Source organism: Nitrososphaera sp. (genome assembly GCA_039938515.1).
Lineage (GTDB): Archaea > Thermoproteota > Nitrososphaeria > Nitrososphaerales > Nitrososphaeraceae > Nitrososphaera.
Genome location: JBDUUL010000018.1, coordinates 26,744 through 49,552 on the forward strand (window position 1 = coordinate 26,744; position 22,809 = coordinate 49,552).

The 22,809-nt window shown below is 51.8% G+C and carries 28 protein-coding genes and 1 tRNA gene; 15 read left to right on the plus strand and 14 right to left on the minus strand.

Features of this window, described 5'->3' with window-relative positions; all coding sequences use genetic code 11:
- The first annotated feature begins 46 nt into the window (after positions 1-46).
- Positions 47-1,117: an ATP-grasp domain-containing protein gene (locus ABI361_10750; protein MEO9321142.1), complete on the plus strand. Its 1,071-nt coding sequence runs from the start codon at positions 47-49 to the stop codon at positions 1,115-1,117.
- Between the two features lie 35 nt (positions 1,118-1,152).
- On the opposite strand, the gene pelG is transcribed toward ABI361_10750, so the two are convergent.
- The 4 genes from pelG to ABI361_10770 are packed head-to-tail and all read right to left on the minus strand — an operon-like array spanning position 1,153 to position 5,916.
- Positions 1,153-2,796, minus strand: coding sequence for an exopolysaccharide Pel transporter PelG (gene pelG / locus ABI361_10755; protein MEO9321143.1), 1,644 nt, complete (start codon positions 2,794-2,796; stop codon positions 1,153-1,155).
- The gene (locus tag ABI361_10760) at positions 2,797-3,786 is read right to left on the minus strand and encodes an NAD-dependent epimerase/dehydratase family protein (protein ID MEO9321144.1); all 990 of its coding nucleotides are present in this window, start codon (positions 3,784-3,786) and stop codon (positions 2,797-2,799) included. It abuts the gene before it with no gap.
- Positions 3,786-5,273, minus strand: a complete 1,488-nt coding sequence (pelF, locus tag ABI361_10765) for a GT4 family glycosyltransferase PelF (GenBank protein ID MEO9321145.1) — start codon at positions 5,271-5,273, stop codon at positions 3,786-3,788. The genes ABI361_10760 and pelF overlap by 1 nt, the downstream gene beginning before the upstream one ends.
- Positions 5,251-5,916, minus strand: a complete 666-nt coding sequence (locus ABI361_10770) for a hypothetical protein (protein ID MEO9321146.1) — start codon at positions 5,914-5,916, stop codon at positions 5,251-5,253. The genes pelF and ABI361_10770 overlap by 23 nt, the downstream gene beginning before the upstream one ends.
- 168 nt (positions 5,917-6,084) lie before the next feature.
- On the opposite strand from ABI361_10770, the gene ABI361_10775 reads away from it, so the two are divergent.
- From ABI361_10775 to ABI361_10790, 4 genes are all read left to right on the plus strand, one after another.
- The gene (locus tag ABI361_10775) at positions 6,085-6,786 is read left to right on the plus strand and encodes a PIG-L deacetylase family protein (GenBank protein ID MEO9321147.1); all 702 of its coding nucleotides are present in this window, start codon (positions 6,085-6,087) and stop codon (positions 6,784-6,786) included.
- Between the two features lie 22 nt (positions 6,787-6,808).
- Positions 6,809-8,488: a hypothetical protein gene (locus ABI361_10780; GenBank protein MEO9321148.1), complete on the plus strand. Its 1,680-nt coding sequence runs from the start codon at positions 6,809-6,811 to the stop codon at positions 8,486-8,488.
- 76 nt (positions 8,489-8,564) lie between these two features.
- Positions 8,565-8,867 carry a winged helix-turn-helix domain-containing protein gene (locus ABI361_10785; protein MEO9321149.1) on the plus strand — a complete coding sequence of 101 codons (303 nt, stop codon included), beginning with the start codon at positions 8,565-8,567 and terminating at the stop codon, positions 8,865-8,867.
- Positions 8,868-8,937: 70 nt separating this feature from the next.
- The gene (locus ABI361_10790; protein ID MEO9321150.1) at positions 8,938-9,237 is read left to right on the plus strand and encodes a winged helix-turn-helix domain-containing protein; all 300 of its coding nucleotides are present in this window, start codon (positions 8,938-8,940) and stop codon (positions 9,235-9,237) included.
- A gap of 29 nt (positions 9,238-9,266) precedes the next feature.
- Here the strand turns inward: ABI361_10790 and gvpD are convergent, their stop codons facing one another.
- Positions 9,267-10,742, minus strand: a complete 1,476-nt coding sequence (gvpD, locus tag ABI361_10795; GenBank protein MEO9321151.1) for a gas vesicle protein GvpD P-loop domain-containing protein — start codon at positions 10,740-10,742, stop codon at positions 9,267-9,269.
- 147 nt (positions 10,743-10,889) lie between these two features.
- Between gvpD and ABI361_10800 the strand changes: the two genes are divergently transcribed.
- From ABI361_10800 to ABI361_10810, 3 genes are read left to right on the plus strand one after another with little or no spacing between them, the layout of a single operon-like run.
- A complete protein-coding gene (locus ABI361_10800) occupies positions 10,890-11,192 on the plus strand; it encodes a hypothetical protein (protein ID MEO9321152.1) in 303 nt (100 codons plus the stop codon).
- 40 nt (positions 11,193-11,232) lie between these two features.
- Complete coding sequence (locus ABI361_10805; GenBank protein ID MEO9321153.1) at positions 11,233-11,694, plus strand: 50S ribosomal protein L32e; 462 nt, start codon at positions 11,233-11,235, stop codon at positions 11,692-11,694.
- Positions 11,694-12,140: a 50S ribosomal protein L19e gene (locus ABI361_10810; GenBank protein MEO9321154.1), complete on the plus strand. Its 447-nt coding sequence runs from the start codon at positions 11,694-11,696 to the stop codon at positions 12,138-12,140. Before ABI361_10805 ends, ABI361_10810 begins: the two co-directional genes overlap by 1 nt.
- Here ABI361_10810 and ABI361_10815 read toward each other — a convergent pair.
- The 3 genes from ABI361_10815 to ABI361_10825 all read right to left on the minus strand — a co-directional run bounded on the left by ABI361_10815 (position 12,137) and on the right by ABI361_10825 (position 13,809).
- Entirely contained in the window at positions 12,137-12,463 is a 327-nt protein-coding gene (locus tag ABI361_10815) for an MGMT family protein (protein MEO9321155.1), read from the minus strand. The two genes, ABI361_10810 and ABI361_10815, sit on opposite strands and share 4 nt — an antisense overlap.
- 33 nt (positions 12,464-12,496) lie before the next feature.
- Positions 12,497-13,336: a D-aminoacyl-tRNA deacylase gene (locus tag ABI361_10820; GenBank protein MEO9321156.1), complete on the minus strand. Its 840-nt coding sequence runs from the start codon at positions 13,334-13,336 to the stop codon at positions 12,497-12,499.
- Positions 13,337-13,422: 86 nt separating this feature from the next.
- Positions 13,423-13,809: a hypothetical protein gene (locus ABI361_10825; protein ID MEO9321157.1), complete on the minus strand. Its 387-nt coding sequence runs from the start codon at positions 13,807-13,809 to the stop codon at positions 13,423-13,425.
- A gap of 241 nt (positions 13,810-14,050) precedes the next feature.
- Here ABI361_10825 and ABI361_10830 point away from each other — a divergent pair, with 241 nt between their 5' ends.
- From ABI361_10830 to ABI361_10855, 6 genes are all read left to right on the plus strand, one after another.
- Entirely contained in the window at positions 14,051-14,719 is a 669-nt protein-coding gene (locus tag ABI361_10830) for a transcription elongation factor Spt5 (GenBank protein MEO9321158.1), read from the plus strand.
- A 71-nt stretch (positions 14,720-14,790) separates the two neighbouring features.
- Complete coding sequence (locus tag ABI361_10835; GenBank protein MEO9321159.1) at positions 14,791-15,459, plus strand: bifunctional precorrin-2 dehydrogenase/sirohydrochlorin ferrochelatase; 669 nt, start codon at positions 14,791-14,793, stop codon at positions 15,457-15,459.
- Positions 15,456-16,790, plus strand: coding sequence for a glutamyl-tRNA reductase (hemA, locus tag ABI361_10840; protein MEO9321160.1), 1,335 nt, complete (start codon positions 15,456-15,458; stop codon positions 16,788-16,790). The genes ABI361_10835 and hemA overlap by 4 nt, the downstream gene beginning before the upstream one ends.
- The gene (hemB, locus tag ABI361_10845) at positions 16,762-17,856 is read left to right on the plus strand and encodes a porphobilinogen synthase (protein MEO9321161.1); all 1,095 of its coding nucleotides are present in this window, start codon (positions 16,762-16,764) and stop codon (positions 17,854-17,856) included. Before hemA ends, hemB begins: the two co-directional genes overlap by 29 nt.
- 48 nt (positions 17,857-17,904) lie before the next feature.
- On the plus strand, positions 17,905-18,528 hold the full coding sequence (locus tag ABI361_10850) for a hypothetical protein (GenBank protein ID MEO9321162.1): 624 nt from the start codon (positions 17,905-17,907) through the stop codon (positions 18,526-18,528).
- A gap of 50 nt (positions 18,529-18,578) precedes the next feature.
- Positions 18,579-18,653, plus strand: a tRNA-Gly gene (locus ABI361_10855).
- On the opposite strand, the gene ABI361_10860 is transcribed toward ABI361_10855, so the two are convergent.
- From ABI361_10860 to ABI361_10885, 6 genes are all read right to left on the minus strand, one after another.
- Positions 18,635-18,862, minus strand: coding sequence for a hypothetical protein (locus ABI361_10860; protein ID MEO9321163.1), 228 nt, complete (start codon positions 18,860-18,862; stop codon positions 18,635-18,637). The two genes, ABI361_10855 and ABI361_10860, sit on opposite strands and share 19 nt — an antisense overlap.
- Before the next feature lie 143 nt (positions 18,863-19,005).
- Positions 19,006-19,227 (minus strand): hypothetical protein, encoded by a 222-nt coding sequence (locus ABI361_10865; protein MEO9321164.1) that lies wholly within the window; start codon positions 19,225-19,227, stop codon positions 19,006-19,008.
- 55 nt (positions 19,228-19,282) lie between these two features.
- Complete coding sequence (locus ABI361_10870) at positions 19,283-19,738, minus strand: hypothetical protein (GenBank protein MEO9321165.1); 456 nt, start codon at positions 19,736-19,738, stop codon at positions 19,283-19,285.
- A 3-nt stretch (positions 19,739-19,741) separates the two neighbouring features.
- Positions 19,742-19,996, minus strand: a complete 255-nt coding sequence (locus tag ABI361_10875; protein ID MEO9321166.1) for a hypothetical protein — start codon at positions 19,994-19,996, stop codon at positions 19,742-19,744.
- A gap of 47 nt (positions 19,997-20,043) precedes the next feature.
- Positions 20,044-21,693: a hypothetical protein gene (locus ABI361_10880; protein ID MEO9321167.1), complete on the minus strand. Its 1,650-nt coding sequence runs from the start codon at positions 21,691-21,693 to the stop codon at positions 20,044-20,046.
- Positions 21,694-22,377 (minus strand): hypothetical protein, encoded by a 684-nt coding sequence (locus tag ABI361_10885; GenBank protein ID MEO9321168.1) that lies wholly within the window; start codon positions 22,375-22,377, stop codon positions 21,694-21,696.
- 224 nt (positions 22,378-22,601) lie between these two features.
- Here ABI361_10885 and ABI361_10890 point away from each other — a divergent pair.
- On the plus strand, positions 22,602-22,809 hold a 208-nt coding region (locus tag ABI361_10890), incomplete at its 3' end, for a TCP-1/cpn60 chaperonin family protein (GenBank protein MEO9321169.1).

Here is a 22,809-nt window from a genome sequence, read left to right on the forward strand (position 1 = left end):
ACGATCTGCTGCCTAACGTGAAAAGGCGCGGTTTCCTGAAAATTCCGTGGTAAATAAAACAGTACTTGTCACTGCCGCCGGGAGCATCGTCTCGCAGGGCATAATCAAGGCGTTGAGGCTAGCCAACAAGACGGTTCATGAAACAAATGCCGTCAACTACTCGATAGTCGCCACAGACATGAGCCCAACGGCCGCAGGGCTGTACAGGAGCGACTCTGGGCATATTGTTCCGCCGGCCAGTTCGGAGGGATTTATTGATGCAGTTGTCAGTTTGTGCAGAAAGAATGCTGTGGACGCGATATTCATCGGCTCAGACGACGAACTACAAAAACTCGCAGAATCCAGAAAGCGGATTGAGAATGAGTCGGATGCGAAGCTGCTTGTATGCTCCAGCCAGGCGCTTTCAATAGCGCGCGATAAATGGCGCACTTTTGAGTTCTGCAGGGAAAAATCGCTCCCGGTTGCCCCGACGGCGTTGCCGGAAGATGCTGCGAGCCTGGCAAGCGAGTATGGCTATCCCCTGGTGGTGAAGCCTAGAGAGGGGTATGGGTCGGTGCACGTTTACGTGGCAAAGTCTCAGGAGGAAGTCGGCCAGGCCATCGAACGGATCGAAGGCGCATCATGGAAACCCATTGTCCAGAAGTTCATCGGAGGGGACGAGTTCACTTCTGGCGTAACGGTCGACCGGAGCGGCAAGTACGCGATGTCTTCAATTTCAATCCGAAAATTTCTAAAACATGGCCAGACCCACAAGGCGTTTATCGAGGACAACCAATCTGTACGAAAGTCTGCAGAAGAAGTCGCACTCAAGCTCGGAGTAGTCGGACCGGCAAACATCCAGGTGCGGATTGACTCAGGTCAGCCGGCGGTAATAGAGATAAACCCAAGGTTTTCTGCCACCTGCCCGATGAGGGCGGTAGCGGGTGTAAACGAGCCGGACATTGTCTTCCGCAACGCTGTCCTTGGGCAGGAGATAAAGGTCGAAGGGTTCAGAAAGCTAGTTTGCCTGCGCTACTGGAATGAAGTATACGTGCAAGAGTCGGCGGTAAAAGACGCAGAGCTTGCGGGATTCGTCGAAGATGGCAAGAGTGCGTCTTTTGTGCCCGACTACTTCTGATTTTTTGTTTGCCTATACGTAACGGGTTTGTTTGCCTATACGTAACGGGCAAACAGCCTGCTAGCAGCCTTTTTCAGTGTCTCTGACATTACGATCGAGCTTGTAATCGCGGCGAGAGTCGTGCCTGCAAGGTATCCCAGGGTTATCTTTTCAAAGCCGAACAAGACGGCCATTATCACTCCCCCGGCAATCACTGTCGCGGCTGCAAGGATTGAGATTATGGCAAGCTCCTTCGTTCTGCCCAGAAAGATCATAAATATTGCGTTTGCAGCAAAGACTGAGAGCATTACCGCGCCTGCTGAAGCATACATCAGAATCCGGTGGCTGACCTCGTTGCCTCCGATCCTCTCAAGGATAGCAGGGCCGACGACCAAACTCAACAGCGCCGCCACGGAGATTGATACCACCAGGGTCGACACCAGCGTCTTGGCGTAGCTGCGCCTTATGAACCGGTCAACCTTTCTTATTTCCCGCACCCGCAGGCGTATTGCCTTGTTGTGAGCCATCGCGTATATTGGCTCTGTAAGTATGTATTGAAGGATGGCGACGGGTATTATTATGAGAAGCGCCAGATCCGCCCCTGCGTGATACACGGAATTGAAGGCAAGAGGCAGTTGTGCTCCGTTGCTTGCAGTCACTGTGTGCGGGTTGAAGATCCATGAAAGAATCCTGTCTGCGAATATTATTATGAAGTAGCAGCTTCCGTAAAGAAAGTACGGGAGAGACTCCCAGAGCTGGACTGAGTATCGCGATGTCAGCGTTTTGTCGTTTACAGTAAGCGGGCTGTAAAAGTGGGGGGCGTTTCTGGCAACTATGGCGGTAGTGCTGCCTGCAAGCAGCCTGTGATGATAGTATGCTGCAAAGCCGGAGAGGACGGCAAATGCAGATCCCAGTGCCGCTAGGTACCTTGCAGTCACGTCAGGGATTGTCGGTTGCAGCAAGTAGAACAGGCCCAGGACCACGGCGAAGGCAATCGAGTAGGATATGGCGATCTGGCGAAGCTTCTTCATTGCATAGAGAACGACATAGCTCAGCCGGTGGAGCGAGATGGTGACCATTCCTATCGTGGCGATGGAGGCAAGCTGCACGGGTAGCGACCAGTTCTCTGCTGCAAGGTACACAAGGGCTACGGCAACGGATAGAATCGCGCCAGCTAGTGCATAGTTTCTCTTGATGCTTCTGCGCACTTCGCCGACATTTGTCTGCGAATAGTAGAATGAAAACAGCCGGTGGAGATTCTGGGCCATTCCTTCGGTGATTGCGAGCCCCGTAAAGACGCCGGCAAGAAATGCCGTGGTTACGGCGGCAGGCAGTCCCCAGGCCATCCAAAGGGAAACGCCGGCAACCGCGAGCAGAACGAGCGATCCGATCCAGGGGAACATCATTGTCAGGCTTTCCTTCAGGCGCCTGGTCTTGCTTGACACCGCGAGTTTGCCGGCGGACCAGTCGATCTCTTTTTCCTCATACGCATCGACAAAGTCATAGACGTATCTCCCAAGGGCTTCAAGGTTTTCAAAACCGTGCTTCTTGGCATCATTATCGTTGTATCCGAGGACCTCGAGGAGTACTACTACATCGGCCATGTTGTTCACGTTAGACTGTATCTCTGCTATTGAACGGGCAATCCTGTTGGCAAAGGCTTTAGACGACGCGGACTGGCCGGCTGCTTCCTGTGCCATCTAAGCCACCTCCTCCGGGGCAGTGATTCTGGCAGCAGGCCTCTGCGTTTCTCGCCGGGCTGCCTCTATCACACTCTTGAGACCCTCCTGGACTGCGAAGCGGGGCTTGTAGCCTAGCACACGCTGGATCTTGTCTATTGAGGCTACCCCGAACTTCATGTCGCCGGCCCGGGAGGGCATGAACTGGCATGTCACGTCGGTGTATCCGATAAGACCCTTGATTGCCTGGACAAGTTCAAGTATGCTAGTTGCCCTGCCGGAAGCTACGTTGAATACTTCGCCAACCGCACTCTGCGAATCCATTGCCAGCATGTTGGCCTGCACGATGTCTTCGACATGGACAAAGTCCCGCACCTGTGTCCCGTCTCCATAGATAACAGGGTTTTCACCCTGAAGCATCTTGTTGACAAATGTCGTTATCACGCCGCTGTAGTCGCTGAGTCGCTGTCTGCGGCCATAGACGTTAAAGTACCTTAGCGCTACCACCTCAAGTCCGTAGGTCATGTGGTATGCGTTCAGGTAATTTTCTACCGAGAGTTTTGACGCTCCGTATGGCGAGTTCGGCCTGCAGGACATAGCCTCCGAAGCGCTTGACCCTTCGATTATTCCATACACCGCAGCTGTAGACGCAAACACCAGCCTCTTTACCCCTCTGCTAACGCAGAAATTCAGGAGCTCAAGGGTTGTATTCACGTTCACATCGTGCACCAGCAGTGGGTGGGTTACCGATTTAGGCACGCTTGCGATTGCCGCTTCGTGAAAAACAATGTCGATATTGACATTGGGCAGAAGCGACTGCGCATTGCGTACATCGCCGACGATTACGTGCAGCATGCTAGATTCCTTGTGCGCGGCGAGGTTGTCAAGAGAGCCGGTCGTCAGGTTGTCAATAACGTATGTTTCAATTCCCCTCGAGAGAAGCTCGTCGACGATATGGCTTCCGATAAAACCTGCCCCTCCCGTTACAAGCGCCGTATTCACTGCTCTCATTATGCGTGCACCTCCGCAAACTGGACTGGAAGACTCTGCTTCTGCCCTGTCAGGCGCTCATACTGCTCCCGGTAGAGCCCCAGGGATTGTTCTATCGTGAACCCTTTGGTTGCCTTGTCAACCGCAGCCCTGCCGAAGTTCTCCCGCAATTGCTTGTCCTGCAGCAACTTGACTATTGCTTCGGCAAGTTCCACCGGATGGCTGCTCCGCACGAGTAGCCCGCAGCCATCAAGCGCTTCCCTGATCCCGCCTACGTCCGTCGCCACAATTCCCCTCCCACAGGCCATCGCCTCGATAATAGCAAAGGGAAATCCTTCCGTTATGCTGCTGATTACGACCACGTCAGCAGAGTTGTATGCGACTTCCGGATCCTTGACCTTACCTACAAACTGGACATTCTCCTCCAGGTTAAGCGACTTTACGGCGTTGATGCAGCGGAGCGAGTATTCCAGATCAGTCGAGGACCCGTAAATGAGACAGAGGATATCAGGGATCCTCTCCTTTACGCGCCGGATTGACTGGACGAGGTTAATGATGTCCTTGAATATGTCGACCCTGCCCACGCACGCCACTGTAGGCCGGGCGTTTTCGGGCATGCTGATTGGCCGGAACTTTGAGACATCGACTCCATTGTAGATGACTTTAACCTTCGACGGATCCGCCCCGAGGCTTGTTTCCCATTTGGCATTGGCATAACAGACAGGGGAGATTACGTCCGAGGCCCAGTAGATGGTCCGGACAATGTTCTGAGAGAACTGCTTCCAAAAGATATTGGACGGCTCGTCTCTCAGGTACGCATTGTAGTAAAGCAGGAGTTCCCGAAACGCGACACCGTGTTCAGTAATCATGACGGGCACGCCTGTTTCCATCTTTGCCGCGACGGCCATCATGGAGGGAAGCCATGCTAGAGACGAATGGATAAGGTCAACTTTGGGGATTTCGATGGCAAGGATCTGCATGTTTCTCTGGATTATCTGAAACGCGGTCAGTGCCTCGCGAAGTGTCATCTCCCTGTAAAGCGGGTCTTGCTCAAGATGGCCCAGGAACGTCTCCCAGGCAATGGCACTTTCCATGCATTTTCGGCTGTCGTGGTTGCGCAGGAACTTGTGAAGTTGAAGGATTGTATTGGCAAGCCCCGACGGGTCGGTGTTGCTCTCGAGAGCTTGGCTCAGGAATTTGTCAAAGAGCGGAACGAAGGACCGCGAGATTGCCCTGGAGTCCGTCCTAGCGATCTTGTCCAGCAGGCCGGAATTCTTTTCGCTGTAGAATTCCTCGAATCTGTGGGACCCGAACAGAGGGACATCGATTACTCTGGAGACGTTGGGGGGAACGGTATAGCGGCCATTCACGTTGGGGTTTGAGAGCATGTTGACTACCGTAAAGTCAAAGTCGCTGAGGCTTTCGACGAGGAGCTTTTCCCAAGAGTATACTCCGCCGCTCGTCACGTTGGGATAGCTGTCCCAGTTAACTAACAATACCTTTTTCATCGATTGCATTGCCTCCTGATAGGTCGAGTGACCTTGTCACCTCTGACGCGTCAAACGGGCCGTCCCCTTCGTCTGTCTGAAGAGACCTTGGTTCGGGCCATAATGGAGCTTTATTTAAAAAGGCATCAACCTCGGCATCAAGCTCCGGAGCATTCTCGATTTTGACTCCGGCGCTCTTTACGTGTTTGGCATAATCCCGGAGTGTCTGCAAGTCGTCCTCGGCCTTTGCTCCGCTCGCAAACGGGTTTACCCGGGCTTCAAGCGCGCGCAGACTTTTTCGAATGCTTGAAGCAGAGTCATAATCGTCTGCAAGCACATAATTTTCCAATGCCTCGTTCATTGACCACATGGCTTCCCTAACAGACGCCGCCATCGTCTGCTGCGCGTTTAGCAGGTAGAGGTTCGCAGCATGCACGTAAAGCTTGTTTGCGCGCTCGCTGTTGCCAATCCGTGAGAGGCACCTCGCCGCGCAGGAGCAGCTAAGCGCATGTCTTATGATCGATTTTGCCTCCGCCGATTTCTGTGCGTCTTTCAAATAATAAGAAACGGCAGAAACCAGATCTCCGTCGTCTTCGGCCTTTATTGCATTGAACCAAAGACTAGACTCGTCTGTCAGCTTCTCTAGCCATGTTCTAACCTTCATGTTCCAAGCAAGCCTTTAAGCGGCGCTTTTTAAGGAAACAGCAATTTTGTATACTGAAATTCAATCTCGTTATCAGGCCTGACGAAACCAAGATTCTCCTGCGGGCTGGTAGCGCGAATAGAACAAAATTAGTTCATTGATAAATAATGACTGGCAGGATTTGCAAGCGTGAACATTCTAGCAATTGGCGCACACCCGGATGACATCGAACTTGGTTGCGGCGGGCTTTTGATCAAGGCAGCTCGGCAAGGCCATGATGTGTACATGTACACGCTTACCAGGGGAGCAGTCTCGGGAGACCCGGCCCAGCGCTCGAAGGAACTCATGCAATCTGCCAAGTTCATCGGAGCAAAGGCCCTATGGATCGACAATTTTGACGACACGCGGCTGACTGCAGGAACAGAGCTGATAAACCACATCGAATTTTTCATAAACAAGGCTGATCCGGACATAATCATAACCCATTCGCTTGGAGATGTTCACCATGATCACAAGGCTGTCGCGTCCTCGACCATTGAGGCTGGCAGGTTTATCCCAAACATAATGTCATATGAAATTCCGCTGACCAAGGAATTCAAGCCGCAGGTATTCTACGATATTTCAGACGTCGTCGACGAAAAGGTCGAGCTTATCAAGATATTCTGGTCCCAGCAGAGCAAGCTGTATCTGAAGGCCAATGCGATAAAGGGTCTGGCAGAATACAGGGCACTGCAGAGCAGGCTGAATACTTCCATAAACTACGTCGAAGCTTTCGAGGTGCTAAAGCTTTGCTTTGGGAAGGAATTCAAGCTGTGGAAGGTTCCGAGCGAAAGAATTCCCAAGAACGAAGGGGCAGGCACCAGGCCCAACGAGATAATCGAGTTCGTCTAAGTCTGCGAGATCGTGATAACAGATGGAAAATCCACAGACGACTGCAGCAGAAGCCGGCTCGATGGCCGGAGGCCAATCCCCAGTCGCAAAGTTTGCCGGGATAAACGATCCGGCCATCAGGGAATTTGTCTCAAGCATTCCCCATGACTTTCAGCAGACGGCAGCCATCCTAGCAGGTGCGAAATTTTTCGCCCCTGACAGGGTTTTGCAGAACAGGCTTGCCCTTGCCAGCAAGGCCCATTCCTTTCACGATGGCGCACAGACCAATAGCCAACGAGTGCAGGAAAGCATTTCCCGCCTGCAAGAGCCCGAAACCCTGGTCCTTGTTGCGACGCATCAACCCAATCTGTTCTCCTATGGCGGGATATTCAAGAAAGTAATACTGCTCGAAGCACTCAAGAGCGAAGTAGAGAGGCTTTCAGGCGGGCAGGTCAGCATCGTGAACCTCTTTCTCGTTGTCGACCATGACTTTCTGGACGAGACATGGATACGCGTGGCGCAGCTTCCGAGCCTGCAGAGCTCCGATGGCATCATGGACTTGCGTCTGCCCATCAAAGAGTCGCAGAGATGGAAGATGGTCTGCAACGTAATGCCGCCGGCGCATTCTGTCTTGTCTCACTGGAAGTCACAGTTGAAAAATTGGATAAGGTCCAACTCGCTGACAATCGCGGAGCGCAGGGAGCTATTTGGCAACCTGGAAGACCTCTGGTCCGAGTACGAGGCAGCTTACGCGGATGCCCGCTCCTACTCTGACCTTAACGCATTTTTCATGTCGCGGATCGTAAATGCACGATGGAACTATTCGACAGTGTTTGTCAGGCTCTCTGAGCTGTCACAGATTTTCGCCGATGGATTTACTTTCCTGCTTGCCAATTTCAGAAAATATTCTGAAGGGCTTAGAAGGGCGGAGCGGGTCTGCATGGCCCATGGCATTGACACGGGCATAAGCGCGTCATCGCACCTTCACGCGCCGCTTTGGCTCCACTGCTCCTGCGGAAGCAAGACCTCGCCAAGACTCCGTGCAATTGGCAGAGAAATGGCCCTCGAGGGCTCGTGCATTTCGTGCGGCAAGCAGCTTCAGCTTGGCCTTGGAGACGCCGACCACATCGACATCAAGGAATCAGCGGGGCTGCTATCGCCAAAAGCAATCCCAATCCCGTTGCTTCTGGCAAGGGAAATCGGAATTTCAGGCTATGCCTCCGGCACCGGTGGACTAGGATACCTTGTCGATGGACAGGTGATAGCCAAGGAGCTGGGCATCAAGCTTCCCACCACCCTTTTGTGGGCCTCCAAGGACAATTACATCGGCATAGGCCAGAGAGAGGCGGCTGCCGTATCGTCAAGGCTCAATGACCCTATCGTGTCGGCAATAGCGGCGCTCAACGGAAGGCATCAGCGGCTTGAAAACCTCATACGGCCGCTCCTGCAAGAGCGTGCAGCAGCCGTCGGAACGCCGGGCGCCATGAAAGACGTGCTTGACCGCATCTTTGCACTCAAGCAGCAGCAGAGAGAGATAAGATCGGAACTATCTGGTCTAACCAAAGTGCGTAACATACTGACATTGTCGCCTTGTTTTGTGGATTACGCGGTAAACTTTGGCGTCGAACACTCGGAAATGAAGTGGAGAAAACACCTGGTCGAAAGGGGCTCTCTTGCCGGCTCGGTAATGATGCAAGCAGCCAGCGTCGCGGCAGCGTCTTAGAAATGTTCTAGGTTCTTGTAGATGATCAAAGTATGTTTAGTATTAAAAGCCATAACACAAGACTTTCTGTAGCAACTTGCCATTAAATTCTGCCGGATGGAGCAACCGAGGGTGGCTTGAGATCATTGAGTTTATCCTTTTGATGTGTGAAGGGGGAGCCAGAAAGACCCATGTCATGTACAGGTGCAACCTGAATTCAAAACAAATCAACCAGTATCTGCAGTTTCTGCTCGACTCAAAAATGCTGGAAGTGACTCGAGAGCGACCAAATTCGAAAAGATACATATACAAAACAACCGAGCTCGGAAAGAAGTTCATCGCGCATTACAAGGAGCTTGCAGACCTTTTCAGCAAGCCTCCGCCCGCATCCCTCACTTGATACGATATTTCTAGCGGATAGTTCCACTCTAATTAAAAGAAATGTCTGAATGGATTTAACGTTCAGGTCAATGAAGAATCGCAGCCGCTACGAGGTTATAGCAGCAATTTTAAAGGCAGCCAGTAAGGAAGAAACGCGAACCAAAATAATGTACAAGGCCATGCTTAGCAACGACCAGTGTAAGCTTTATCTCGACTCGTTGATGCGCAGCGGCTTGATGCAAGAGGTAGCAAATGGCGAGAAGACGGTGTACAGGGTCACGCAGAAAGGAAACAAGTTCCTGTCTTATTATGACCAGATGAAAGAGCTTCTGCCTGTGGGTATCGAGGAGAACCTGGCAGGCGAATACTTTCATCATGTAAGCAGCTAGCGCAGCTTGGTTTGAGCCGGGCATCCTGGCTAGACTATCTGCTGTAGCACGAGATCGTTTTGCGGCGGCGTAAACACCATTGCAAAGACTGAAGAAGATGGGACAATCGTCTGAAGAATCAGGGTTCCGTTGACCATGTTCAATCGCAGATGAATGTCGGAGATTTCAGAAAAGTGATCAAGAGCTCGCGAGTCGGAAGTGCGAACCACTGCCAGAAGCAGATGTTTGTTCGACCGTATGCGAGAGGTGAGTTGTCGTGGTAGAGTGGCACCGGCGGCGCCCATACCGATTTCTTCCAGGAGCGACTGTCCGCCTGCGATAGCAAACAGTGGGCGGTCGCCAAAAGCCCTGCTGAGCTTCTCGACAGCATCAATGTACTCCGACCCTTTCGACTTGCTTCCGGTCATGATGTAATCGGGCGGGTCCTTGGCTTCGGGCCGGCCGGCAGCGGCGAACACGCGAAGTGCGTTTTTGGTCTTTCTCTTGTCTGGCTCCGCGGGTATGAATTGGCTCAGAAACCTGTATGCAAGTACTGGATCCATCGAGTCAAAAGGATCGACGAGGACGGGATTGCCCCTTTGCAGATAACCCGAGATTGGCCTGCCCAGAAACTCGAGAGCTGCCCGCGTTGTCACATGCTGGCGCAGTTCAACAAGCACTACTCCAGCAAGGGGGAACCCGGTTCCGATTGCTTCATCAAGGCCCGGGTAGGATGTCGGTATGTTTGCGGAGGGATGCGATGCTTTTGTCGGGCCATTTAATTGCGGCGAAACGGCCTTTGGTTTTTGTCTAGTCTTTTCTGCTTCCTTGGGAAGGAATGCCAGCGGAACAAAAGGAGAAATGCAACGAAACATTGTGCCCTCGAGCGTGTAAAAATATGACGGCCTGTTTATCCTCACGCCCCTCATCTTGAGCAAGGTCAGCTCTCTGAGCCTCGCACCATCGTGATGCACCTGTTTTAGTTCAACAATCCCGTCAACCAGAAAGTCGAGGGTTGTATCGCTTGGGTGCTCGCTGATAAAGACCAGTTTCGCGCCAGCCCTTTCCCGCCAGGTCTGGAGGACGCGTTCGTTGTTCAGGCGAGCCTCCTTATCCATGAAGGAGGCAATGGCATCCCAGCTGTCGATAATAATCACGGGTGACTTGATGTCCATCAACTGGTTTGTAATGCGCTCAAAGAGCGATTCAGGCTCGTCGAGTCGGGCGTCTTCAAAGCTTGCGGGGACGGCAGTGGAATGCTCGGCTGAGTCTTCTGCCGGCAACGAAGTCGTGTTCACAAACGAATCCAGCCACGGATAATACTGAAAGAGCTGCTTTGGCGATGTCCTGGTCGAAATATAAAAGAACTTGCTTTGCCTCTCAAGCGCGCGGAGGATTGTCAGTGACAGTGTTGTTTTTCCCGTGCCTGCGAGGCCCTTGATAAGAAGAGAGTATGTGTCTCTCTTAATAAACTTGACAAGCTCGTCTGGCATGAATGAAAAATAGTCCACAGACTCTTCAGCCATGCGCTCAGACAAAGGCAACCATGGTAGAAATTATGATTATGTAAATCTATCCGTTCAATTCACGCGTAATTGCTGCGACACCGGTTTCTGAATTCATATTCTAGTCGATTATTAGTTAATATTCTGCATAGATGGGATGCTTCAGGATTGGACGCTTGGATAGAGCTGTCGCCGTCGCCTGAGGCCAAGTCCGGTTCACTCATACCGTATGACCAGCGACTACCCGATCCTGTCAAGAAACTTTTCGAGCTGGCCAGGCAAACGATAGATCAGGCTGCAGGCAGTGCACAATGGGACCTGGCAATTCGGATCGACAGCGAGCAATGTGACGACCTGATGCACCATGGCATTTTTGGCTCAGTCTACCACCATGAATTGGGCGACGAATATTGTGCCTTCGTGTCTTACGAGGGCAAGAGCTACAAAGTGGCCCTTTTCATCACGAAGTAACGTATTTATTGTAAAACTAGAGAACTGTCGTACCTACGGTATGGTGATTAACGAAGAATTACTTGCTGCGAGGAAAAAAGTCTCCTCGAGGCGGCCCCGGTTTGTAAGGCAGGAAAGCTGGAGATACGACAGGCTGGCTGAGAACTGGAGGAAGCCCAAGGGCAAGGATAACAAGATGCGAAAGCAGAAGGCTGGGGTTCCAAGACTCGTCAAAGTGGGCTACAGAGGTCCACGCGTCTCTAGAGGACTTCATCCCTCCGGTTATACCGATAACCTCGTTTACAACACTAACGGTTTGAGCCTCCTGGATCCGAAAAAGGATGCCGTGCGGATTGCTGGGACCGTCGGACGGAGAAAGCGAGTCGACATACTGGCCAAGGCGAAGGAAATGGGCCTCAAGGTCCTGAACCCGGGAAGGGCAGCTGTCGCAAAGGCAACAGAGGCGGCATCTAGCGATAGCGGTGAAGTCAAGAGTAAAGAAATGAAGGAGCAGGAAACCTAATGGTCGTAAACATTCGGAAGAAAAGAGAGCTGGTCGCCAGGATTCTTGGTGTCGGCGCCAATAGGGTACGGTTTGAGCCCGACAAACTTGACGACGTGGCCGACTCGATCACCCGCGAGAACATCCGCTCGCTCATTGACAACGGCTCCATTTGGACAGTAAAGCCAAAAGGCACGTCAAGGCGGCGGGCAGAAGACAAGCGCGAGGCAGGAAGGATTCGCGGAAAGGGACCGGGTTCGAAAAAGGGTCGAAAGACTGCGCGTGTCGGCAAAAAGTCGGTTTACGTCAAGAGAGTAAGGTCAATGCGCTACCACCTGAAAGTAATGAAGGATCGCAACGACATCAGCCGGGATGTATATTGGCAGATTTACAAGAAGGTAAACGGCGGTCAGGTGAGGACGCTGGCACACCTTCGAGAACTGGTAAAACAGGCAACAACCCGCTAGAAAAGTACCGCGCGGATTTCGTCAAATCGCTCAATCCGGTCCGACGAGCATTTGACTCCTTCTTTTTTCAGCAGGTCTTTCTTCATTTCAATTCCGCCGGCGTAACCGCCGATGCTTCCATCGGACTTTACGACCCTGTGGCATGGAACAATGACAAGGTTGGGATTTGCGTTCAATATTCTGCCCACCGCCCTGGCGCCACCGGGGCAGCCAGCAGCTTTTGCAAGGTCCCCATAAGTGGTAACGCTTCCTTCAGGGATTTGTGCCAAGAGAGCATAGATCTTTTGCGCTTCCAAGGTTCGATTTGCAGCGGGCTTGCTCAACGGTCTCAAATAGCCCGCAGCGGTATTTGAACTCTAGGCGCTAATCTGCTCAAGGCCGGAATTCTTTAGCATGGCGAGTATCCTGTCCTTCTGGCCACCTAACCCCTTTGAGTCAACCAGAGCATGAGTCACCTGCTCGGAGCTCCGCTCTATCATCTGTGCCACCATGTCCTCGTCTATTGATTCCAGGTTGTGCTTTGAAGCCACCGCGGCAAGCCCTATGTCGCTTTCGAGAAGCAGCTTGTTGAATTTTGACGGATAATGCGTCCCTCCGAACCCTATCGCGACTCTGCCGCAACTTTGGGACTTTTCACCAATACAACCAAGAAGCGACGAGCAGACGTAGTCGGCGGCTTTTGCGTCTACCCACTGGGGCTCGGACGAGCCAAGCTCGATAAATATGGCAGGCTTTTTGAGCGAGGTCGGCCCGTGGTGCGTAGCCTCTATCACAATGTCATAGCCGGGCACCTTCGACCTTCCATTAAAGATCGTCTGCATGTATTTTTTTTGCATGCTTGGAAACGCAATCCCCAGTTCCCTGGGTTTTCCCCCGTACGGATTGTCGGAAAAATTTCCAACGCTGTGGCAGGTAAGCGTCGGGATGGCGCTGTCAGACTTGTGCTTGGACAAAAACAGGAATGCTTCGGCCAAGGGAAACAACTCATCAAGATCATCCATGAACAGAACGCTCTTGTTGGAAGTGTAAAGTATCGCGTTATCATAGAGTCCCGATGTGAAAATCTTGCCAGAGCCGGCCGTTTCCTCGGCGAGCTCGAACCGTCCCTCCGATATCAGGCTCTGCCCAAGCGTAATGCCGGCAGGATCCGTATTCGAAGCCGCCAAGACGAAGCCGGATTTCCTTCTGAAGGCCAACCGGTTCGTCAAGCCGCGGCTTGTAATTATAATGTTGACGGATTTTGCAGGTCAATAAACGCTAGACGGAATTGCCCGCATTCAATTTAGCGGCCAAAAAATCCGGCGTTAAACAACAGAACCACCAGCGAGTTGTTTGATATCAGCATGACGAGGGCCAATGACGGCAGATAGGCAAGCGGGAGCGAGTACCGCGCAAACTTTACAGAACTACTGGAGCCCTTTCTCGCAAAATACAGGGCAGTAAGTCCGAACACTGCAAGTTCGGACCAGAACGTGAAATAGGGCCATGTGTTCGGGAACGAGCGAATGAGATAGCCGGAGACAAGCCCCATTTCTCCGAACCTTGCCCCGAGCGATAACGAGGCGGCATAGGTAGTAAGGACGTCCATAAATGCCAGCCCACCGACGACGGCGATTATCTTTAGTTCAGTAATTCCTCGTTGATTGCTTACAGAAGAATATGCAACCAAATCTGACTAAATGAACTATATACACCACTCGTACATATTATATATAGTAAAAAAACTTTCACAAATCATGGTCTGGCCTTCCATTTCTATAGTAGAAACCGGTAAGATTTACAGTATAAATTCAGCCTGACGATTGTTTTGTTCAATCTGTCGCCTTGACCTAATGCCTTCGAAGTCCGAGATCGCATTCCCTAACCAAGTAAATTTATAAATTGAAGGGTGCCCGGCATCACTGGATTAAATGAGTGATAAGGTTGACGATTTCGAGGAAGAGAATCTCGAAATCAGGGATCTCGATTCCGACCAGGCCGCAGAGTCGGAAGCAGAGTCCGAACCGTCAGGCAGTGTTGCGTCCAAAAAGGGTGCCAAGCTAACAGCCGACCGGTCGGTGCAAGCCGAATTAGCAGTTACTTCCAGCTCGCCTCCGGCAGGGGCTACTGCCCAAATCACTCAGGACAAACCCGCCAGCGACTCAAGGTTCTTTGCCATCAGGACTACGGGCGGACAGGAAAGAATAGTCGTGAACATGCTGCAGAGCAAGATGGGCAGCAAGAAAATAGGAATTCGGTCAATCCTGGTTCTCGACTCCTTCAAGGGATACATTATAGTAGAGGCCGCAGACGCGAACTTGGCTTATGAGGCACTCTCGGGCATTCGCCATGTGAGGGGCCAGATTCGGGGCGACCTTCCATTCAAGGATATTGAAGGTTACCTCATCAAGAAACCAGTGGTTGCGGAGCTTAGCATCGACGACACCGTTGAAATAATTGCAGGTCCGTTCAAGGCCATGAGGGCAAAGATTACGCGCGTGGACTATGACAAGCAGGAAGCGACGGTGGTGCTGCTTGATTCGCCATATCAGATACCTGTAACCGTTGATGCGAACTATCTCAAGAAAGTGCCTCATTGACATTGGGATTTTCATGACGACCCGTGGCGCTGATAGGCACTGCAGTCTAGGCAGCGGCAGACTGATGAGAAATGATTGTTGACCTTAACCTTAAGGGAAAGCACGCCGTTGTCATAGGAGGCGGCACCGAGGGCACCCGTAAGGTCAAGGGCCTGCTTGGCCAGGATTGCAGGATAACTGTAATCAGCAACAGACTAAACAGATTTCTGATTGATGCCCAGAAGAAAGGGGCCATAGAACTGGTCAAGGCAAGGCTCGACGGACCGGGAATCTTGGACAGGTTTGACGACCTGTTCGTCGTGCTGGCTGCAACTAACGACAAGCACCTCAACCGCCAGCTGGTCGAGAAAGGCCGCTCAAAAGGCGCATTTGTGTATGCAGCAGACGACCCCGCTGTCAGCGATTTTTCATATGCATCCGTCATTAACATAGAAGGCGTGATGCAGGTTGCCGTCTCGACATCCGGCAAGAGCCCCATTGTCGCAAGAAAGGTAAGGATCAGGGCCGAGCGCGTTTTGAGACGGGTCATACGCAAGACAGACATTGACAATGCGAGGCTCCAGGAGTTTGCCCGCACAGCTGCAAAGCCGAGAATCAGGACCGTGGCGCGGAGAAAGGAATTCCTCTATTCGCTCATAAGCGACGAAGCGATACAGAAGCTTATTAAAGAAGAGAGGATTGAAGATGCTAAAAGGGCGACGCTGAATCTTTTACAATTGTGGAGTGATAAACAAGATTGACAGTCGAGGAAAAATCTAAGTCTCCCGATCACTCCGTCAGCTTTCCGGTCATCAGTGCGAGAATAACATACAAGAATGCGCCGGTGCATGTCCTCGAAAAGTTCTGCTTCAAGGACATGCGAGAGGCACACACCATGTTCCGTGAAAGCGGCTATTCGGAGTGCGTGCTCCTCCAGACCTGCAACAGGGTTGAAGTTTATGCAGTTTCAAGCAACGGCAATCAGGACAGCCAATACTTGCTTGAAACGTGGTGCAAGATCATCGGCCTTGAGCCGAGAGACTTTGCAGACGTCAGGGTTAGCGAGGGGCTTGATGCCGTCAATCACCTAATCAGGCTGGCATCCGGTCTGGACTCGCTTGTGGTCGGAGAAGACCAGATCCTGGGTCAGGTTAGAAGAGCCTTCGAGTTCTCGCGCACAAACAGGTTTTCCGGCCAGGCTTTGGCAGCGATTTTTGAAAAGGCAATAAGGGCAGGAAGTCGCATAAGGTCCGCCACGGGCATCAACAAAGGCAACGTTTCAGTCGCCTCTATCGCCATCAACATCGCCGAGGAATACTTTGACGATCTGAAGAATAAGAGGATAATCCTCATCGGAACAGGCGAGGCTGCTACTCTGGTTGCAAAACTGCTAAAGACCCAGAACGTGGAATTTATGATTACAAGCAGGACGGCTGAGCGCGCCAAGTGGTTTTCCGAGACCATCGCGGGTACCCCCGTCCAGTTTGATGAGGCCCTTGAAACTCTTCACGACGCGGATATCGTATTTGTTGCCACTACCGCGCCATACCTGCTCGTAACCAATGAGCGGATTGAACTGGCCATGCAGGGCAGGTCAGATAGCGGAAGGGGAATGCTAATTTTCGATCTTTCCAACCCGCGCACGGTCGACGAGAGGGTGGAGAAGATTCACGGGGTAAAGCTGGTCACAATGGACCAGATAGGCGAACTTGCGGACAAGAACCTTCGCCTCAGAATTAGCGAATACGAGTCGGCGGAAAAACTTGTTGTAAGCGAGCTTAAATCAATAGACTCCAACCTGAGGCGGATGAAGGCAGAGCCGTCAATCGTTTCAATTTTCAAAACAGTCGACGCGATTAGGCAGAGGGAGCTTGATAAGGCCCTCCTCATGCTCGGCAAAGACCAGGTCCTCAGCGAAAGGCAGCTAAAGACCATTGAACAGCTGTCCTATGCGATAGTGGAGGGAATCCTTTCCGGACCTATGAACAACCTGCGCAGGCAACTCTCGCAGTCAGACAAGTACAATGAAGAGATATTGCAACTCGTCGCCAGGCTCTTTAATTATGAAGACGAGCAGCAAGGCCAACGGTAGGACTGCCGCCGGGCGGTTGCCAGCAGCAACTCCGCCAGTAAAAGAGGCAGGCACCAACAGTTCAGGATTTTTACACGCGGGTTTTCCCGACGTCAGGCTGAGGCGCCTCAGGAGGACAGCGGCAATCAGGGAGCTTGTACAGGAGGTCCGGCTGTCGCCCAAGGATCTTATTGCCCCGATTTTCGTCCAGGAAGGAATTAGAAAGCCTGAGGTCATAGGCTCGATGCCGGACATTAGCCGCATCCCTGTTTCTGACCTTCAGCGAGAGATCGAACAGACCCTTGGCCTTGGAATAAAGGCAGTCATCCTCTTTGGAATTCCTTCAAGCAAGGATGACAGTGGGTCTGCAGCCTATTCAGGCAAGGGAATAGTGCAAAAATCAATTGAGGAAATTAGAAGCAGCTTCGGGGACAAGGTTGCGATCGTAACCGACGTCTGCCTATGCCAGTATACGTCTCACGGCCACTGCGGTCTGATTATCAATGATTCCATCGACAATGAGGGCAGCATTGTAACACTCGGCCGAGTCGCTGCAAGCCATGCTTCTGCTGGCGCCGACATCGTTGCACCATCGGCAATGATGGACGGCCAGGTGGCAACTATAAGGAGAGCGCTGGATGACTCGGGCAATTCTGAAACGGCAATAATGTCCTATTCTGCAAAGATGGCGTCCCCGCTCTATGCCCCTTTCAGGGACGCTGCTCACTCGACTCCCGAGTTCGGCGATAGGAGGACGTACCAGATGCCGTACTCAAACGCGCGGGAGGCAATGCGCGAAGTGGCGGAGGACATTGCAGAGGGCGCAGACATCCTCATGGTAAAACCTGCAATTCCATATCTCGACATTATTTACAGGACGCGGCAAGCAAGCGACCTGCCGCTATGTGCATACAGCGTGTCGGGAGAATACGCATTGATAAAGGCGGCTGCAATGAGGGGCTGGCTTGACGAGAGGGCCGTCACGCTTGAGTTTGTGACCTCAATAAAAAGAGCCGGGGCTGACATGATAATTACATACCAAGCAAAGCAGGTCGCCAGATACCTGTCGGAAGAGACGCGGAAATAACTCACTTTTTATTTGCTTGTGCGCCTGTTCTGTGTAGTAGCAAGGACAATGTTTGCAGCTGATTCTTCGTCTGAAAGGGCAACAAGCATCCTGGACTACCAGACCACCTGCGCGGAATTCATCTCAGACATCAGCAAGGACTACATGGACTGGGTTGATAGGTACAACCTGGGCGAGACAGAGACGGCCAGGCGAAAGTCTCTAATCAAATCAATTGCCGCGACAACGCGCGATTGGATATTCAATTATGCGGGAACCATCAAGAAGGTGGATATTGTCATGAACGACGGCGTCAATAAAATGGCCGAAAATACGGCAGGGTATCCGTTTGCGTTTGAAATTGTAATCGGTGGCGCCAGCCGTTACGTCCAGCAGCCTCTGACAAGCCAGTTGCAGCTAATGCTCAAAGCTATTCCAAGAAATCAAAGAAAAGTCAGGGTGGGAAGATACCAGAAGGACCAGACCGTCCTGTTAAATTCGTCTGCAGACGTCAGGTACGCAGTCAGCGCCGAAAGTGAAAGGGGCGGCGACATGCTAAACGACATCTTTGTTCTGGATACGAGCCAGTGCAAGCGAAGCGACGTAATCTCGCTTACAGTAGTCGTCGAGGAATTCGACGAAGATCACGTCACAGAGAGCAGGGGTCTTTCGACACTCATCGTCCTGACATAATTTAAATTACGTTGTCGTATGGCGTGATGTTAACGCGACCATGTAGCGGAGCGACGGTCGTCCAGTTTGGTCTAGGACATCAGATTGCCAATCTGGTAACCCGGGTTCAAATCCCGGCCGTCGCATTGAATTTGTTCATTGTATCTTGGATGTCGACATTTCCCACTTTGGAGATTTCCGCATCGAACCACGCCTCAACCTCTTCAGGCGATGTCCTGACCTTTGCCTTCATGGCCTGCAGTTCGTCAGCCCTTTGCTTCGCCATTTTTTCCAGCGCAGGCTTGTAGGCGGCTGCTGCATTTTGCATCAATTTTTCCATGAATTTGTCGAGCATTTTATATCAACCCAAACAAAACCTTGAGCAGGATTATGAGCACGATTATCCCGATTATTGCCCATACTATTGTCCATATCATACTGTCAGCTATGGCTCAACAAGCGATTTAACACTCGCGTGAAATTTCTATAGTCAAGAGTTCATTGGGTGCTTCCGCAGGCGCAGAAGCCAAATTCGTCGATTCGCTTGTCGCATATCGGGCAGCGCTCGCCGTACTGGACCTCCCAGGCGTGTTTTCCATAGAGGTGCAGGTGTGAATCTATTTCTTTTGGAACCTGCCCCGCAAACTCGTCTAGCTGCTTGTCCGAGTCAGCCGGTGTGGTCTTTTTCGCCAGGCGGTCTTTGGAGGTTTTAGAAGGCAATGCGAAGCTCCACCCCAATCAGGAAGTTAAAGACTGTAATGCTCATATAGTATCGCTATACCCGGCCAGGGGCGCGCTTGGCGTTTGATTTGATTATTTGAAGGGCTTTTCTTGCAGCATCGAGCTGCGGCAATTGGATCATGGGAAGGCCGGTGTACGAGCCCATGGAGGGGGCGAGCGCCAAGAGACCGGTCTCCGCCAGTGCTTCAAAGAACTCGAGCATGTCGTTTGCGTAATAGAGATAGTTTGCCTCATACAGGCTCTCGGACGTCCTGTTGTCGCGAAAATTTATCTGCACGTCGACAAATACATCCATGCCATCATAGAATATGTCAAGGAGGGTTTCTGCCCTGAAGACTTTGCCTTGAATCTTTGATAGCAGCTCTTCATAGACCCTCGGACTTAGCAAGATGCAGGGAACCTTTTTTCGCTCGACCTCTGCGAGGGTGGCGCCATCCTGGTGAAGGTTGTTTCTAAACTCCTCGATAGTAGAGAAACTTCTCTTTGGCATCGATTACTGGTTTTCTATTATAGTTTCGGTGAAATAATCCTTGAGGTCAATGTTGCCGTGCATCTTTTTGTAAAGGTACTCGTGCCTGGTGCACAAGTAAAAAGGCATCTCATGGGAGTGAAGAATGTTGCCATAGTAGCTGTTTCTTCGCCTGACAAGTTCCAGCTGCACGATATACTCTGCGTTTTTACCGCAAATGTTGCACTTTACGGGACCGCCCGGAGGATACCCCGGCGACCAGACGCCTGTTCTTCCCACGACATCCCATGGAGAACTTGTGATAAAAGAGTTGCAGGGGCCGTCATTCAGCAGAGTCGTATGGACTTTGCCAGCAGCAGCGCCCTTTCCGAGTCGTCCTGGACCATTTCGTGGTTCTGGTACTTGTTGCTAAAGTAGATGAGGTCTATCATCTTGCAGCGGTCGATGTTGACCACAGTACTCCCTCCTGCCCCTCCGGCGGTGTTGGCGTTGGTGAGTATTATCAGCTTATCAACAAAGCCGGTAGACTTTAGGGTGTTTGAGATTTGCTCAAAGCTCCGCGCGTGCTCCTTGTTTATCACGACGGCAACGGCAACCTTTGTTCCGTAAGGATCGCTGAATATGACGTCGACGCCATTTCCCTTGCCTTCGGCGGCCAGCGGCCTTGCGACCAATCCAAACTCGTGGGCATAGTTGACGAGGTCCCTTACTGCGTTTCTCACGCCGGATTCAAGCGTCTGGGGGTCGACACAGTTTCTGCGAATGCGGATAAAGTCAGATATCGGAACGTCCATAACGCTTCCCCGGATGCGAAGGCCGGGATATGCGCTCTTGATCGTGTCGTCCACTGCCTGTTCGTCGATAACCGTCAGATTTCTTCTCGCGGCGTTTTCTGTTGCATGATACATGATGTTTAGCATTGACCGCACGTTGCGAAAGTCTGGGAACTCGTCGTAAATGACCCGAATCTTTGCGGCGAGGTCGCGCTGCTCGTCTTCAGAAAAAACGCTCCCTGACTTGTCGTAGTGGCGGATGTATTCGAGCACGATGTCAAGGACTTCTTCGACGCTGTTTGAGCCTGCAAGGTCGATCTTGTAGTTGGCCTTTTCCAGCCTGTCAAACACCGAAACGTTGGCTTTGCTCAGGGCATCGTATGACGACGGAGTGAAAATAAGCATCATTACCGTTGAGGGGAGATGCGCGTTAATCACTGCCTTGACAAAGTCGGTAGACTCTTTGTCCGGCTCGAACTCGTCCAGCTGGAAGAACGTGACTTTTCCAAGCAGCTTAAGATTGACCGAGGCGATAGTTGCCAAATTATCGATTGCGTCTTCGAGCGTCGAACAGGTGCCGACGCCCTCTGGGTTGAACCTTCTCTGCATTATCAGGTTGATAACGGAAATCTCGCCCGGAGTGTACTCGGAGCTGAGCAATTCAGAGATGGCCTGATAACTAGGCTCGCTTTCTCCTGCCAGGACAAAACTTGCCTTGTCCTGGAGGCTCTTGCCCCTGAGGGCGTCGAAAAAGCCGTAGTTGAAAACCCTCTTGGCGATTCCGATGTTCTTGTCGGCCTTGGCGAGCAAAAGTTTTACCGCGGCTCTCCTAATCTCTTGGAGGTGCTCCTCCGAGAAGCCGGCTATCATTCCTGCAAATAGGCTCTGAATGTTTCGCGGAGAAATTTGTGACAGGTCGGCATACGCTGCGCACGTCATCTCGGAAATTTCCCTGGAGGTCTTTGTGTGGAGTGCGAGGTGGGTTTTCCCTGAGCCGACATCTTGGATTACGGTAATGAGCCTAAAGTCCCGCTCAGTTGACGACCTTTTTTCAACGACTTTTCCATGCAGTTCGGAGACGCATGACACGATGGCCGTCTTTGCATCCCGGTGCCTTTTTCCACCAAGAACCTGCGCATCTGCAATCGTGGGAGTGGGGCTGCTGGGATACGGATTCCTTTCAAGGCTGTATGGGTAAGCCATCTAGGCTATGCACCTCACAAAGCCGTGCAGGAGGCCGCGTACCATAACGCCTTCGCCTCCGCCAGTTGAAAGTTCATACCTGTTTTGCTGCTGGAGCGTAATCTCGCTTACAAGCCGGTAAAACTCGTCGGTCCCAAGGTCATACTTTTCGCACAGTTCGTTCTTGATTTTTGCCAGCTCAACCCATCCGATTGAAGACGAGTTGCTCGCAAGGATAGTGTCAAACTCCTTCTGAAAATCAGCGGCCCTTAGCCGTGGGGCAGGCGCTGTATTTCCGCCGCGCTGTGCAGACGAGTCCGCTTGAGCGGATGCCTGGCCTGCCGCAGAGTAGTAGCCCTCCCTCTCTAGCACGAGTTTTGCCAGGTTGGACACGTTGCCAGAGAGCACTTCCAGGCTCTTGGCAACTTGGGCAGACGAGTTCTCGATGGATTGCTGCAGCGACGTGATAAGGTCGTAGGTCAACTTGAATTTCGGGTCAGAGTTTAGAAGGCTCTGCACATAGAATTCCCTGTGCCAGCAGTAGTACGCGCCTCCTCTCTTTTCTACAAACACGGCTCCCTTCTGGAGGGCGCTGTCAAGGGCTGCCTCGAACTGGTCGCCAAATTCCTTGCGCAGGTCTGTTTTTTTTATGCCATAAGTACCCGCAGCGAGTGTGCGCTCGACGAGGTTCTTCTCTAAACTCATATTTGGTGTAGGTCTCAAAAGTTCGTATTTAAGCAAGGAAGCGACAACGAACGGAATTCTTTGTGAACATTTGTTCACCGCATACCGCCCATTCTGCTTCGAGTTCCCTCACGGCGAGTATCTTTCTTCCCGCTAAAGAGAGATTTCGATCATAATTGGGGCAAATTTAAAATATCCGGATCAAGTCAAGTAATTTTACAATTTTAGGAGGAATGTGAAGAAAAATGTCCATACAACAAGCTACCGCCGGTGGAGTACCGGTTTTGATTCTGAAGGAAGGCTCATCGCAAACTAAAGGCCGCGATGCGCAAAAGAATAACATAACAGCCGCAAAGCTGGTTGCCGAGATAGTCAAGACAAGCCTTGGACCAAGAGGAATGGACAAGATGCTTGTGGATACTCTGGGCGACGTGACAATAACAAACGACGGAG

Coding starts and splice junctions, on each gene's coding strand:
- pelG (MEO9321143.1), bottom strand. CDS start 2,796: ATGGCACAGGAAGCAGCCGGCCAGTCCGCGTCGTCTAAAGCCTTTGCC.
- ABI361_10760 (MEO9321144.1), bottom strand. CDS start 3,786: ATGAGAGCAGTGAATACGGCGCTTGTAACGGGAGGGGCAGGTTTTATC.
- pelF (MEO9321145.1), bottom strand. CDS start 5,273: ATGAAAAAGGTATTGTTAGTTAACTGGGACAGCTATCCCAACGTGACG.
- ABI361_10770 (MEO9321146.1), bottom strand. CDS start 5,916: ATGAAGGTTAGAACATGGCTAGAGAAGCTGACAGACGAGTCTAGTCTT.
- ABI361_10780 (MEO9321148.1), top strand. CDS start 6,809: ATGGAAAATCCACAGACGACTGCAGCAGAAGCCGGCTCGATGGCCGGA.
- ABI361_10790 (MEO9321150.1), top strand. CDS start 8,938: ATGAAGAATCGCAGCCGCTACGAGGTTATAGCAGCAATTTTAAAGGCA.
- gvpD (MEO9321151.1), bottom strand. CDS start 10,742: ATGGCTGAAGAGTCTGTGGACTATTTTTCATTCATGCCAGACGAGCTT.
- ABI361_10805 (MEO9321153.1), top strand. CDS start 11,233: ATGGTGATTAACGAAGAATTACTTGCTGCGAGGAAAAAAGTCTCCTCG.
- ABI361_10810 (MEO9321154.1), top strand. CDS start 11,694: ATGGTCGTAAACATTCGGAAGAAAAGAGAGCTGGTCGCCAGGATTCTT.
- ABI361_10830 (MEO9321158.1), top strand. CDS start 14,051: ATGAGTGATAAGGTTGACGATTTCGAGGAAGAGAATCTCGAAATCAGG.
- ABI361_10835 (MEO9321159.1), top strand. CDS start 14,791: ATGATTGTTGACCTTAACCTTAAGGGAAAGCACGCCGTTGTCATAGGA.
- hemB (MEO9321161.1), top strand. CDS start 16,762: ATGAAGACGAGCAGCAAGGCCAACGGTAGGACTGCCGCCGGGCGGTTG.
- ABI361_10850 (MEO9321162.1), top strand. CDS start 17,905: ATGTTTGCAGCTGATTCTTCGTCTGAAAGGGCAACAAGCATCCTGGAC.
- ABI361_10860 (MEO9321163.1), bottom strand. CDS start 18,862: ATGCTCGACAAATTCATGGAAAAATTGATGCAAAATGCAGCAGCCGCC.
- ABI361_10870 (MEO9321165.1), bottom strand. CDS start 19,738: ATGCCAAAGAGAAGTTTCTCTACTATCGAGGAGTTTAGAAACAACCTT.
- ABI361_10880 (MEO9321167.1), bottom strand. CDS start 21,693: ATGGCTTACCCATACAGCCTTGAAAGGAATCCGTATCCCAGCAGCCCC.
- ABI361_10885 (MEO9321168.1), bottom strand. CDS start 22,377: ATGAGTTTAGAGAAGAACCTCGTCGAGCGCACACTCGCTGCGGGTACT.